This is a genomic window from Pseudomonas sp. Mn2068, from assembly GCF_049319725.1.
Lineage (GTDB): Bacteria > Pseudomonadota > Gammaproteobacteria > Pseudomonadales > Pseudomonadaceae > Aquipseudomonas > Aquipseudomonas gingeri.
The window spans coordinates 254,801-267,491 of the sequence record NZ_JBMOUG010000001.1 but is presented as its reverse complement, the minus strand read 5'-3'; the positions used below and the strand labels follow the sequence as shown (position 1 = coordinate 267,491).

Genomic DNA, 12,691 nt, shown 5'->3' with positions numbered 1-12,691 from the left:
AACGTCCATGAATCATTTCACCCTCTGTTTCATCAGCCGCAACCTGCTGCGCCTGTTCGGCATCGCCATGATCGTGTTCATGATCATGCCCTTGCTGGCGGTGGTGCCCATTTCCTTCAGCAGCGGCACGTTCCTGTCTTATCCGCTGCCGGGCCTGTCCCTGCGCTGGTACGAAAAAGTCTTCAGTGCCGGACCGTGGATGCAGGCGCTGCGCAACAGCCTGGTCGTCGGAGTCGCCGCGACCGCGCTGGCGACCCTGCTGGGGACCTTGGCCGCGCTCGCTTTCGCCCGTCGCAACCTGCCGGGCGCGACCAACCTGCTGGCGCTGCTGATTTCCCCCATGATCATTCCGCCGGTGATTTCCGGCCTGGGCATGTACTTCCTGTTCGGCCAACTGGGCCTGACCGGCACCCTCAGCGGAATGATCCTCGCCCATACCGTGCTCGCCACGCCCTTTGTCCTGATCAACGTCGCCGCCAGCCTGCAGGGCCTGGACATGAGCCTGCTGCGCGCGGCGGCCATGTCGGGGGCGGCGCCGGTTCGGGCGTTCGTCACCATCGCCTTGCCGATCATTGCCCCCGGCGTGGTCTCCGGCGCCCTCTTCGCCTTCATGACCTCGTTCGATGAAATCGTCGTCGTGCTGTTTATCGGCGGCCCCGGCCAACGCACCTTGCCACGGCAGATGTTCGACGGCATTCGTGACACCATCGATCCGTCGATTGTCGCGATGTCATCGTTCCTGCTGGTGGTCGGCCTCGCAGGTTTGCTGACCACCACCTGGCTTTCCCTGCGTTCGAGCAGAACCCTCAAACAACCGGCGGCGTAACCCAGCCCCATCCAGAACAGGAGCAACCCCTATGTATATCGTCACAGGCGGGACCCAAGGCATCGGCGCCGCGACCGTGGCCAAACTCGCCGGCCTCGGCCATCCGGTGGTCTTCAGCGGGCGCGACCAGGCATCCGGCGAGCAACTTGCCGCAAGCCTGCCCGGCTGTACCTTCGTGGCCGGGGATGTGCTGAGCGAAAGCGATTGCCGGAACGTCGTCGCCACCGCCCTGCAACTGAGTGACGGAAAGCTCTCCGGGCTGGTCAACAATGCCGGCATGTCCGGGCGCAAGGCCTTCGTCGAGACCACGCAGCAGGAGTGGGACACGCTGTTCGCGGTCAATACCCGTTCGGTATTCTTCTACACCAAGCATGCCCTGCCCGGGCTGATAGCAGGCAAAGGCGCGGTAGTGAACGTCTCCTCGATCGCCGGCAAGACCGGCGAGCAAGGGCTGGCCACCTACTGTGCGAGCAAGGCTGCCCTCCTCGGGCTGACCCAGGCCCTGGCCCTGGAATATGGCGGGCAGGTACGCTTCAACGCCGTCTGCCCGGGCCAGATCGCCACCCGCATGATGGACAAGGTGGTCAACGACGCTTCGCGGCTGGCCGCCCTGACAGCCCGAATCCCCGAGGGGCGCCTCGCCAGTCCGCAAGAGGTGGCCGAGGCCATCTACTGGCTGCTGTCACCCGCTTCCAGCTACGTGAACGGCACGACACTCACCGTGGACGGTGGGGAGACAGCTGGATTGTTGACTCCCCGGTCGTAGTCTTCGGCAGTGATCCTGGACAGGGATGTCCAAGGCGGTGCTGCCGTCAGCCGGTCAGATAATCGCCCCGCAGAGCAAAGCCACGCCAATGGCAACCAGGGCGCTGAGTACCGACCACTTCAAACAGAAGCGCTGCAATTCACCGACCTCGCGATTCAGCAGGCCGCTCATCAGGTAGCCGGCGGCCAGCAAGGGACTGAGTGCGTGCACGGGCTGGCCCAGTACGGCGGCCCTGGCCACGTGCATCGGGTCGATGCCGTACTGGGCCGCGGCCTTGGCCAGCAAGGGAACGATGCCAAAGAAAAAGGCATCGTTGGACATGAAAAATGTAAACGGCAGACTGGCAAACGCCGTGATGATCGCCAGGTGCGGGCCGGCACTGTCGGGCAGCACCGCAATAAACCGGTTCGACATGGCATCGACCATTCCGGTGCCGGTGAGAATGCCGGTAAAGGCACCGGCCGCGAAGATCAGCGCCAGCACACTCAGCACGCTGTCTGCGTGAGCCGCGATACGCCGCTTCTGGTCCTCCAGCTTCGGATAATTGATCAGCAGTGCCAGCGCGAACGCCACCATCATCAGCACAGGCAGCGGCCCCAGCCGCAACCCCATCGCCGCCACCAACGCCAGTGTCAGCGCCAGGTTGACCCAGATCAGACCGGGACGGTGGCTATCGACAGCACTGTCCGACGTGTTATCTACCGATGAGGGGACGGCGCTTCCCTGCCAGTTCAAGCGCTTGCGCTCACGCATACCGAGCCAGCAGGCGACAACAAAGGCAAAGACCAGGCACCCCAGGATGACTGGAATCAAGCCAACGAAAAGCACCATCGCATCCAGGTGCAATGCGCTCGCGGCGCGGGCAGTGGGACCGCCCCAAGGCACCAGGTTGATCGGACTGTTGGTCAGTAACAGCAGGACCGCGATGATCAGGGGGTTCATGCCCAGGCGCAGATAAATCGGCAACAGTGCCGTCACGACCACCAGGACTGTGGTCGAGCCATCGCCATCCAGGGATATCGCCGAGGACAGCAGCGCCGTCCCCACCGTGACCCGCAGGGGATCGTTGCCTACCGAGGCCACTACCCGTCTGATCAGCGGCTCGAACAATCCGGCGTCGTACATGATCGCGAAGAACAAAATGGCGAACATCAGCATCATCGCCGTCGGTGCCAATTGCCTGATGCCGTCGAGCACCATGGTCCCGGCCGTGGAGCCGAAGCCACTGGCCACGGCGAACAGCACCGGGACCAGGATCAGAGCGACAATCGCGGAAAGCCGCTTGCTCATGATCAGGTACATGAATGTGATGACCATGCCAAAACCTACCAGCGCCATGCCTGTATTCCTTATTGTTGTGGGAGCCAAGCCGGCACGACGCGAGCAAACACACAGCGTCGTGCCAAGGCAGATTACGCCGGGACGCTGATGGACATCAGCGGCACATATTGCTGACCGCCATAGCAGTCACTGTCACGCAGTTCGCCCTGGAAGACCGGTCGGGGAAAAGAGGCTTTTATCGCCCGCGCCTGGTCGTGGTAGACCAGAGTGATGTCTTCCTCCTTCTGCCGGTAGATCTGCGCCAGCAGCGCCTTGGTGATCGGTCGGGTCCTGTTGACGCGTTCGTAGTTGGCCTGGTTGGTGAACATCAGGTCAAAGGTCAGCACGAAGGGCCCGGCATTCTTGGAGCGCACCAGGCTGCACAATTCGGCAATGGTCGTCATGGTCATACCTCCAGCAACTTGGTTCGGAACATTTCCAGCGGATTCTCCGGCAGCAGCACATGATTGACGCTGAAGCGGTAAGTGGCGCCGCGCTCCAGTTCCGGTGGCGAAAAGGGGTAGGCGATGGTGCTGATCAACCCTTCGTACCCGGGCACCGGCAAGTGCGCGCTGACATGACTGACAAACTTGGCGATCTTGCTCGCCAGTTCCTGGGAGGGGGCGGTAATGGTGATAAGGATACCCACCTCGGTCGGTACGACAGCGGTCTCGACCTCCAGCGGGCCCATCACCGCGCCGCGGCCGTAGATGCGAAAATCGATGTCGTAGTCTTCCGGACTCAGTTGACTGCCATACAGCTCGGCGATGCGTGCCCGAAAATACACCTGGGCCTTGGGCAGCAAGGCTTCAAGGGCCATGAAGATCTTGGGATCGCGAATCCCGCCGATCACCACGGTCTGGTAGCCGACCAATTGCGAGCCTTCAAGCTTCAGGCTGTAGGTCGGCGCATGATGAAAATCCGATCCGCTGACCCGCACCGTACGTGCACTGGTCGCGTAGTACACGGCGTGCTCGGTATCGACCACGCCGGAGGGCTCGGTCAACAGGAACGGGTTGCTGTTTTCATAGAGCGTATGCGCTGCGACCGACAGAGGCGTGACCTGCGCCTCCAGATCCAGCGGCTCGATTTCAAAGTGATCGTCACGGATGTAGGCCATCAACCCGTCAGCCGCCGGCGTGACGCAGCAGGCCGCGCCGCACTCGATGGTTTTTGCCGCGTGCCAGGTCAACCCGCGATCGGCCCCCATGCGCTCCGGCACCACGGCATACAACGCCGAGTCACTGGCACGGCCGGCCAGGATCACGTTGGCACCGGTATCCAGCGCGGCCGACAACGGCTCGACCCCCATCATCGCCACGATGTGGCTGCTGTCGATCACCTGGTCATCCAGGTGTGGCGCAGGCACCAGGGGCTGGATCTTGCCTTGTGCCAGGCGTTCCTTGAGGACTTGTGGCGACTGGTCGGCATAAATCAGCGCGAGCTTGAAATGCAGCCCCTCTTCATCGGCGATTTCCAGGGCGAGATCGGCCATCCAGTCCACCCCGATATCCCGGCCACTGGTGCCGCAGGAACCGATGATGAGCGGCACGTCCAGTGTCTGCCGGGCCAGCAGCAACAGCCGCAGGTCACGTTTGCAGGCATCCCGGGAAAGCTTGGCCTTGCCGCTGCCCAACGCGGCCGGACCGGAATCGGTGGAACCTGCGTCACAAGCAATGACATGCGGCCTCAGGGATACGCCCCGCTCCAGAGAGCTGGCCTTGAAGCCAGCTCCGATCACGCCGGTGGGCGCCAATACTCTTACTTCCACGATATGCCTCCAAGCACTGCCATATATTGATCAATATATGTATTGTTATGATTGTTGACAGTACGATATACAGCCATATATCAAGTGTAAATCTGGACAAGATTCATCAACCTGAGAGCCCTGCCGATGGATGCGCAAGAAGAAGATCTGTACCTGTCCGCCGATGAAGCGGCGAGCCGACTGGGCATCAGCCTGCCGACGCTATATGCCTATGTCAGCCGCAAGAACCTGCGCTCGCTGAAGGTCGAGGGTTCGCGCAGCCGACGGTATTGGGCGGCGGATATAGATCGCTTGGGCAAGGGCAAGGAAGATGCCGGCGGGATGCCGGAGCTGCAGCGCATCGCGGCCAGCAGTGCGATCACCCTGTTGACCGACAAGGGCCTGTACTACCGCGGGCGGGACGTGGTGGAGCTGGCACAGCACTCGAGCGTCGAGGAAGTGGCGCAATGGATCTGGCAGACCCCCGGTGTGTTCGACAGCACGCCCCTGCCCAAGCGCCCCAAGGGCATCGGCGCCTTGCTCAAATCGCTGGAGAACATGACCACCGCGCAAAAAGCCATTGCCCTGTTTCCGCTGATCGAGCATGAGAATCCTCGGGCCCATGATCTGTCGCCCGAGGGCTACGCCCGTACCGGCGTCGATGTCGTGCGCTGGCTGGCAGCCCTGGCCGTCGGCGCAAACGGCCCGGATGCGCGGCCCTTGCATCAATTCATCGCCGAATCACTGGGAGTCGACGCCGCCTTCGCGGACCTGATACGTCGCGCCCTGATTCTCTGCATCGACCATGAACTGGACCCGACGACCTACACGGTACGGGTCGCCGCCAACGTGGGCGTAACGCCCTACTACGCCGCCATCGTCGGGCTCGCGGCCAGCCGTGGCCGGCGGTTGAGCACCGGACGCAGCGAAACCGTCACGCGGCTACTGGAAGAAATCTGCATGGCCAGAGACGCTACCGCGCCGATCCTGCAGCGCTTTCGCCAGGGCGAGTCGATACCGGGATTTGATACCAATCAGCACGCGCTGACCGATCCCCGTGCGCAATGCCTGCTCGACGCCATGTCGGAGGTATTCGCTAGCGATGCCGAATTCATCAAGCTGCTCAAGGCGATAGAAGTCGCCCGGGAGCTCACTCAACAGCCACCGGCGTTTCTGCTGCTGTTGAGCTTCATCGGCCGCAAGCTCAACCTCAACAGCCAGGAAGTAGCCCTCGGCGGCATTGGTCGCGTCATCGGCTGGCTGGCTCACGCCAACGAGCAGTATCAGCAACAACCCCTGCTACGCCCCAGGGCCAAATATGTCGGGCTGCTGCCCGATTGATCAGGCTTCGCGGGAGAACATGGCCCCCCCTGTAGGAGCCGGGCTTGCCCGCGAAGCTTTTAGCGATTTCACGGGCCTCTTCGCTCGCAAGCCAGGCTCCTACAGACTACGTGATGCTTTCAAGTGAATGGCATCAGCTCAGCGAATGCCGATATTACGCAAGGCAGCCGGTGTGAAATCCGAACTCTTGGTTTTCACTCCGAACTGGTAGGCATTCTTGATCGAGTTGATCAGGTAGTTGGCCAGGTAGCGACCGGATGTCAGGTCATAGGTCATTTCCGCCGCCGAGATCGTCAACCGAGCGTCATACAGCGCCATGAGGTGGTTTTCCGACACGCGCCACAGATCGCCACGGCTGTCGTAATGATCCGCCTCGACAATGCTCCAGGTGTCCTCGTCGATGAACAGGTGCCGCTTGGAATAGACGTGGCGCTCACTGGGCTTGAGGGTGGCAATCACCTCCCAGACCCGATGCAACTCATAACGGGTTTTGTCCTGATTGAGATGACCGGGCCGGATCAGCTCATCAACGGTATTGGCCGGGTCTGCCAGCCGGTAGCTGTTGTAGGGAATGTAGAGTTCCTTCTTGCCCACCAACGTCCATTCGTAGCGATCCGGCGAACCGTTGAACATATCCATCTGATCATTGGTGCGCAGGTTGCCCGGTCCCGGGCTGTCGTAGGCCACCTGCGGCGCCCGGCGAACCCGGCGCTGGCCCGAGTTGTACTGCCAGGCCATGCGGGGCTCTTTCACCTGGTCGAGTGTCTCGTGCACCAGCAGTACGCCCCCCACGTCGCGCGCGGGGGCGATATTTTCCGAAGTGAAGTAGTAGAGGATGTTTTTCTGCTTGTCCGCATCGTAGTCGCTCAACTGTTCACTGAAGGCCAGCGTGTCCCGCTCGGTCTTCCACGAATAATCCCCGGAGGGTGTCGTCATGTAGGTTGAAGTGACGCGCACATAACTGTCGCCGCGATAGCGCGTGATATGGTTCCAGATCACTTCCAGGCCGTTCCTGGGAAGGGGAAACGCCAATGGGCTCGAGTAGTTTTCCAACCCGTTGCCGCCGCCGATCATCACGGTTTGCGTCGCATTTTTCCTGATCTGTGCATAGGTCGACTCCGGCCAATTGGCACTGCGATGAGTTGTGTATACCGGGAGTTTGTAGGTGTCCGGATAGCGCTTGAACATCGCCAGTTGACCGGGCGTGAGGTTGGCCTGGTAACGGGCGGCGTTCTTGCTGTCGATAATGAACAGCGGCTTCTCCGCGGTAAACGGGTCCTGGCGAAAGCCGTCAACGACCTTGCCGGCATCCTTGGGCAAGCCACCGGTCCAGGCCGGAATGCTGCCCGCCGCATTACCGGCTTTCTCGGCGCCCACGGGAGTGAGGGTCGTCCCCAGTTTCGCGGCTTCGCCCGCGTCCACGGCGGCCTGCAACGGAGTCGAAGCCAGTGATGCCCAGACCAGCAATGGGCCCAGGGTTCTTATTGTTCTGCTCATATCCAATTCCTCAGAACGTCACACCAACGCTGGCACTCACGAAATCCCGATCGGTATTGGTGGTGTAATCACCCCCGAAGAAATCGGTGTAACTGATGCTGGCGTTGTAGTTGGAGAGATAGGTGGCATTGATGCCGATACTGATGGCCTTGCTGCCTTCGGTGAAAGTCGGCCCGTAGCCGTCCACGTCATGGGAAAAGGCGATGTTCGGACTCAAGTCCAGACCGCCGATCACGCCGTTATAGGTAAGGCCGGCGCGCAGCCGGTAACCCCATGAGTCGCGGGTATAGAAGCCTTTGTCATTGCAGTACTCCGGCCGCCCGCTCAGCACGGTCCGACACAGATCGACACCGCCGGCCCCGGTGTATTCCCCCGGGCCGAAAACGCTGGCACGACCGAACCTTGGCTTGCCGTCCTGGCCTTCGGAGATACCCGAGATGTGGCTGTAGCCCACCTCCCCCAGCATCGTCAGGCGACTGGCACCGAGGATCTGGTCCACCGTCTGGGTCACGCTAAGGGTGGCCTGGGTAAAGGGTTTGCGTGTGTAGCCCTTGATCGTATCGCCCGGGATGCCAGAGTTCGGAATGACCGAAGGCACCAGCGGCGACAGGCGCAAAGTGGCGTAGGTCAGGTCGTCATAAGCCAGCGGCATGTTCGGCCGATGGCTGATTTCCCCTTCCACGGAAGCGCCCGCCACCGTCGTATTGAAGCTCAAGCCGTACAACCGGATATCCTCGGGATAATCCAGGAAGTAGGAAGCATGCGCGGCTCCAAACGCCGGGCTGGTAAAGGGGTTGACGGTGGTCATCGTCGAGCTGCCGACCGGCGTTCGACTGTGATAATTCATGCCGTACAGACTGAATTCCGTGTCATTGAGCTCGGGCATCAGCCAACGCAAGGCGATCCCGAACTGGCCGCTGTCACGCGCGTCATGGTCAGGCCCACGCGGCAGATAAATGGTATTGCCATTCAGACCGCTGTTATCGGAGGCCCCCGGTTTCATGTCGGCGCCCGCCACCACATAGCGATCATTACAGCCCCTGGCGAGAATGTCGGAACTGGCGAAGAACGTTCCACAGTTATCAATCACGGTCTTCTGCCACTGCAACTGGTAGAAGCCTTCGACGCTGACGACATCATTCAGCGACTGCTGGACATAGATCATGTTGACCGGAATCAACCCCTCCTTGAGCTCGGACCCGGGCCGGCGCAACGCACTGGCATCCAGGGGGTTGATACTGTTGATGCCGCCGCTGATAAACGTGCTGCCGCCCCAACTGACCACCTGCTTGCCGACGCGCACCGAACCCGTCTGATCCGCCAGTTCATAGTTGTGATAAACGAAGGCATCCAGCAGTTGCACACCCGAAGACTGGGCGCCGGCATCGCGATGATCATCCTGGATGTCATACAAATGCTGGTGGCCATCCTTGAGCTCGAAGTCGTACCAGTACTTGCCGCGCAGGAAGGCACCGGTATCGCCGCTCTTCAACTCCAGGTCGTGCACGCCTTTGAAGACCTGCGAAAAGACTTCTCCCTTGCGAAAGTTGAGGCGTCCGTCATCGGCCGTGCGTGAGTCGCCACGCCCGCCATTACCGATGCCGACAAAGTCCTTGTCCGGATTACGCAGAGCCCAACTGGTGCCGAAGGTCAGTGAAGAGTCCAGTTTCCCCTCGATCTCACCGAGGTTGAAACTCACAGCATTGGCCGGCGACAGACAGACCAGCGCCAGTGCCCCGAGCCAACCACGACCGCGGCCTGGGCCGCCTTTTTTTATTGTGATAAGTCTCACGTCCCGTCCACCTTATTATTGTGTTTTTACAAGCAGAATGCGGAGGTCGTTCCGGTTCGCAGCAATACATTGATTTATAAATCAACATATACAAACAGAAACAAGATTGAGACTAATCAATCAATATTGTGATGTAAATCTGTACGAATTTCGTCAACACATGCCCCTATCGGGGTTCGATAGGCGCGGTCTTGTACGGTGGGGGGGGATGGGGGCGCTGTTGGGACAGCAAGTGGGCAGCGAAGCAAACCTCACTAAGCACTCAACGCTTGCAGACACCCCATCAGGAGGGATACAAAACCAGGATATTTGGCAGACAGGAGCGTCACCCAGTGAAACCGTTCAGCGTTCGCAAACTGGAGAGCACGGATGTTGAAGCCTTGCTGGCATTCGAATCACGTAACCGCGAGTGGTTCGAATCGCAGATCGAGGCCCGCGCGCCTTCTTTTTATTCGCCGCAAGGTGCAGCCGACCATATCGAATCCTACCTGTCCGGTTTCGCCGCCGGGACCTGGCATCCGTTTGTCATCGAAGATGCCAGCGCGAGAATCGTCGGTCGGGCCAACCTGAAAAGCATCAACTCACCCAAAGGCTCGGCGGAAGTCGGCTATCGGATCGATCAAGACGTTTGCGGACAAGGCCTGGCAACCCTGGCGCTAAGGCATCTGATCCATGTGGCACAGACCCACTGGCAACTGACGCAGTTGGTGGCCACGGTGTACAAGGAAAACATGGGGTCGAAAAAAGTCCTGGGGCGCTGCGGATTCCTGCTTGAAGCGCCCTCCTCGCCGGACAGGGCCGCAGACGCATATCGACTTGCTGATTTGCAATGCCTGGCGACGCAGTCCGTGCAGACTGCATGACGCCTTCACCCAACGGGCTTTTCAACTCATTGATAAACAATACGAATTCAAATCACAGGGCCTGGCACAAGTAGTGCTGCTTTCAACGGGAGAACACAGCGGCGCGGCCATCGAGCTGCCCGTGCCCTTCCGTGACAGCAGAGGCAACAACAATGAACGCCATCGACCTTCTGAAATCCGACCACGAACGTGTAAAAGCCATCCTGACCCAATTGAGCGAGTCCACCGACCGTGCCTTGAAAAAGCGCATGGACCTGGTGGCAAAGCTCGAAATGGAAATCTCCATCCATACCCGGCTGGAAGAAGAAATCCTGTATCCGGCGTTCAAGAAAGCCGGTGGAAAAGAGCAGGATGAAATGTATTACGAAGCCAAGGAAGAGCATCGCACCGTTGACTCGCTGGTACTGCCCGACCTCAAGACCACCGATCCCAGCAGCCCCGAGTTTGCCGGCCGGGCCAAGGTGGTCAAGGAACTGCTGGAGCACCATATTGAAGAAGAGGAAACCGAGATGTTTCCTCAAGCGAAAAAACTGCTGGGCAAGAAAACCCTGGATGCCCTGGGCGAGCAGATGGAAGCCATGAAGGCGCAGCACAAGAAAGAGCTGAATGCCGCACAGATAGCCGCCTGATGCGTACCACTCACCGAGAGCCCGGCCGCGTGCCGAGCTCTCGGTGCCCATCGGACAAGCGCCAGAAAATGACCGCATGCAGCGGGATGTAACAAAGAATTTCACGAATGAGTTGATGTCCATATCTGGACACACAACAAGGAATCCCATCATGAAATTCGCCAAGTTTTGCCAACAGCTTTCAAAATGGGCGGGTAACTCGAAGACCTTCATGATCGCCGTGGTGCTGATCATCATCTGGGCCGCCACGGGCCCCTATTTCCACTACAACGATACGTGGCAGCTGATCATCAACACCTCGACCACCATCATCACCTTTCTGATGGTTTTCCTGATCCAGAACACCCAGAACCGTGACAATGACATTCTGCATATCAAGATAGACGAGCTGCTGCGAGTGACCAAGGACGCGCAAAACGCCGCCTTGTGCCTCGACAAACTGGAGAACCGCGAGCTGCGTGAGTTGCGCAAGGAGTACAGCGAAATCGGCTCCGGTGAAGAGGCGGATCAGACGCTGCTCCCTAATCCGGTTTCCCCTTCGTCCGCGGAGGAAATGGCGGAAAAAAAGCCATCTGACTCATAGCGCCAGGATGCTTTACGCCAATGAAATTCTGCCGCCACAATCGGTAATAATCCTGGCCTTGTCGCTGTTCAACCTGGGCACTAGGCTTCGGATGTCGCTGCTCATTCAGCGACCGGGCCTGGAAACCCGGCAAGAAATCAGGCGCTCGACGCCTCCATAGATTACGATTGCAGGCGTTTTTTTGTGCCCGCTAATCTGTCATGGCGGCTGTGCGCGGGAGGCCTTCGGGTCTGCCGGGGTCCTGATTTCCCGGTTTCCAGCCCGCGTACAGCTGCCACCCTTCGCCTGGAAACGAACTGTTGCAGCTCCTTGAAATCAGGAGTCATGCCATGGAAGTTTGTATTTTCTCGTTGTTTCGCACCAATGCTCGTTCTGCCTCCACCACCTCTGGAGGCGTCCAATGACCGACCATCCTCCCATCAAGACCCTCGGCGTCATTACCTTTGCCTCCTGCGGCGGGGGTGATCAGCAGTTGTTTCGGGTCAACGCCGATATCCCGATCAAGGACGCCATGGAGCACGCATCCAACCTGTTTTACTGCGCCAAGCATCTGGCCCTGGACGCGGCCATGGAGAAAGATGGAGAGCGCTATGCCTGGGCGTCTCACTACCTTTGCGAAATGGGTAAGGCGGTGGTTGATGATCTGAACCAGAGAATGCTGTCTGGTCGGAAGGTCTAGGCTAGGTGGCTACGGGTCGGTCGCAATTGCTGGCCCACATAAGACATTTCCAACAGCAGCAGTCGGCCAATTCTGTTGAAAAGACTATCTGCTCAAACGACCTGATCATTGACTGGTGAAAACACCTTTTTTACACGCTGCCACATGAAATCCGAGTCTGTAAGTCTATGAAAAAACAAAAGATTTCAATCTCGGACGCGTGCTTTTCTTATACGCAAAGCATTGCCGACTTTTTCAACAGAATCGGCCAAAATCGTTCAGTCATGGCCGACAAAATTGGTAATGATTCAATAAGTGGTATCTACATTCCTGTAATAACGAAATGCTCTACCTTTAGCGTAGGCAAGAAGCACACCTATCTGCTGTCGTGCCCGGCCCGAGGGCTGGTTTGGCAGCTCCGGCTATTTCAGCGATATGAGCGAGATAGCTGGCTATGTGCTACGTTTTCAAAGCTTCTCACCTAGCGATCTTTACGGGAGTACGTATGTTTACTGATATCAAACCAGGTCCGAAACCTAAACGCGAAGATGGTAAGGACGACCGCAGACGGCATGTGGATCCACCTAACGATAAAAAACACCCGACTTTGCCTATCCACAAGCACAAGCCTGGAGACTAGCTGTAAACTAACAGCCTTCCGTCATC

General features: G+C 59.0%; 12 protein-coding genes. 7 read left to right on the top strand and 5 right to left on the bottom strand.

Features of this window, described 5'->3' with window-relative positions; genetic code table 11:
* Window positions 1–7 precede the first annotated feature (7 nt).
* Complete coding sequence (locus ACL9RJ_RS01310; RefSeq protein ID WP_017128581.1) at window positions 8–826, top strand: ABC transporter permease; 819 nt, start codon at window positions 8–10, stop codon at window positions 824–826.
* Between the two features lie 31 nt (window positions 827–857).
* A complete protein-coding gene (locus ACL9RJ_RS01305) occupies window positions 858–1,592 on the top strand; it encodes an SDR family NAD(P)-dependent oxidoreductase (protein ID WP_017128582.1) in 735 nt (244 codons plus the stop codon).
* 54 nt (window positions 1,593–1,646) lie between these two features.
* Here the strand turns inward: ACL9RJ_RS01305 and ACL9RJ_RS01300 are convergent, their stop codons facing one another.
* From ACL9RJ_RS01300 to ACL9RJ_RS01290, 3 genes are all read right to left on the bottom strand, one after another.
* Window positions 1,647–2,930 (bottom strand): CitMHS family transporter, encoded by a 1,284-nt coding sequence (locus ACL9RJ_RS01300; RefSeq protein ID WP_422764774.1) that lies wholly within the window; start codon window positions 2,928–2,930, stop codon window positions 1,647–1,649.
* Between the two features lie 74 nt (window positions 2,931–3,004).
* Entirely contained in the window at window positions 3,005–3,316 is a 312-nt protein-coding gene (locus ACL9RJ_RS01295) for a DUF4387 domain-containing protein (protein ID WP_177082771.1), read from the bottom strand.
* A gap of 2 nt (window positions 3,317–3,318) precedes the next feature.
* Window positions 3,319–4,683, bottom strand: coding sequence for an acyclic terpene utilization AtuA family protein (locus ACL9RJ_RS01290; protein WP_177117972.1), 1,365 nt, complete (start codon window positions 4,681–4,683; stop codon window positions 3,319–3,321).
* Window positions 4,684–4,809: 126 nt separating this feature from the next.
* Here ACL9RJ_RS01290 and ACL9RJ_RS01285 point away from each other — a divergent pair, with 126 nt between their 5' ends.
* Entirely contained in the window at window positions 4,810–6,003 is a 1,194-nt protein-coding gene (locus ACL9RJ_RS01285) for a citrate/2-methylcitrate synthase (protein WP_422764773.1), read from the top strand.
* A 138-nt stretch (window positions 6,004–6,141) separates the two neighbouring features.
* Here ACL9RJ_RS01285 and ACL9RJ_RS01280 read toward each other — a convergent pair whose 3' ends face one another.
* Window positions 6,142–7,500, bottom strand: a complete 1,359-nt coding sequence (locus ACL9RJ_RS01280; protein WP_422764772.1) for a DUF1329 domain-containing protein — start codon at window positions 7,498–7,500, stop codon at window positions 6,142–6,144.
* A 10-nt stretch (window positions 7,501–7,510) separates the two neighbouring features.
* Window positions 7,511–9,292, bottom strand: a complete 1,782-nt coding sequence (locus ACL9RJ_RS01275) for a DUF1302 domain-containing protein (RefSeq protein ID WP_258014205.1) — start codon at window positions 9,290–9,292, stop codon at window positions 7,511–7,513.
* A 332-nt stretch (window positions 9,293–9,624) separates the two neighbouring features.
* Here ACL9RJ_RS01275 and ACL9RJ_RS01270 point away from each other — a divergent pair, with 332 nt between their 5' ends.
* From ACL9RJ_RS01270 to ACL9RJ_RS01255, 4 genes are all read left to right on the top strand, one after another.
* Window positions 9,625–10,155, top strand: a complete 531-nt coding sequence (locus tag ACL9RJ_RS01270) for a GNAT family N-acetyltransferase (protein WP_422764771.1) — start codon at window positions 9,625–9,627, stop codon at window positions 10,153–10,155.
* A gap of 152 nt (window positions 10,156–10,307) precedes the next feature.
* Complete coding sequence (locus ACL9RJ_RS01265; protein WP_177108010.1) at window positions 10,308–10,784, top strand: hemerythrin domain-containing protein; 477 nt, start codon at window positions 10,308–10,310, stop codon at window positions 10,782–10,784.
* 151 nt (window positions 10,785–10,935) lie between these two features.
* Window positions 10,936–11,367: a low affinity iron permease family protein gene (locus tag ACL9RJ_RS01260; protein ID WP_177108011.1), complete on the top strand. Its 432-nt coding sequence runs from the start codon at window positions 10,936–10,938 to the stop codon at window positions 11,365–11,367.
* Between the two features lie 400 nt (window positions 11,368–11,767).
* Entirely contained in the window at window positions 11,768–12,046 is a 279-nt protein-coding gene (locus tag ACL9RJ_RS01255) for a DUF3077 domain-containing protein (RefSeq protein WP_422764770.1), read from the top strand.
* The last annotated feature ends 645 nt before the right edge of the window (window positions 12,047–12,691 follow it).

Coding starts and splice junctions, on each gene's coding strand:
- ACL9RJ_RS01305 (WP_017128582.1), top strand. CDS start 858: ATGTATATCGTCACAGGCGGGACCCAAGGCATCGGCGCCGCGACCGTG.
- ACL9RJ_RS01280 (WP_422764772.1), bottom strand. CDS start 7,500: ATGAGCAGAACAATAAGAACCCTGGGCCCATTGCTGGTCTGGGCATCA.
- ACL9RJ_RS01285 (WP_422764773.1), top strand. CDS start 4,810: ATGGATGCGCAAGAAGAAGATCTGTACCTGTCCGCCGATGAAGCGGCG.
- ACL9RJ_RS01295 (WP_177082771.1), bottom strand. CDS start 3,316: ATGACGACCATTGCCGAATTGTGCAGCCTGGTGCGCTCCAAGAATGCC.
- ACL9RJ_RS01255 (WP_422764770.1), top strand. CDS start 11,768: ATGACCGACCATCCTCCCATCAAGACCCTCGGCGTCATTACCTTTGCC.
- ACL9RJ_RS01265 (WP_177108010.1), top strand. CDS start 10,308: ATGAACGCCATCGACCTTCTGAAATCCGACCACGAACGTGTAAAAGCC.
- ACL9RJ_RS01310 (WP_017128581.1), top strand. CDS start 8: ATGAATCATTTCACCCTCTGTTTCATCAGCCGCAACCTGCTGCGCCTG.
- ACL9RJ_RS01260 (WP_177108011.1), top strand. CDS start 10,936: ATGAAATTCGCCAAGTTTTGCCAACAGCTTTCAAAATGGGCGGGTAAC.
- ACL9RJ_RS01300 (WP_422764774.1), bottom strand. CDS start 2,930: ATGGCGCTGGTAGGTTTTGGCATGGTCATCACATTCATGTACCTGATC.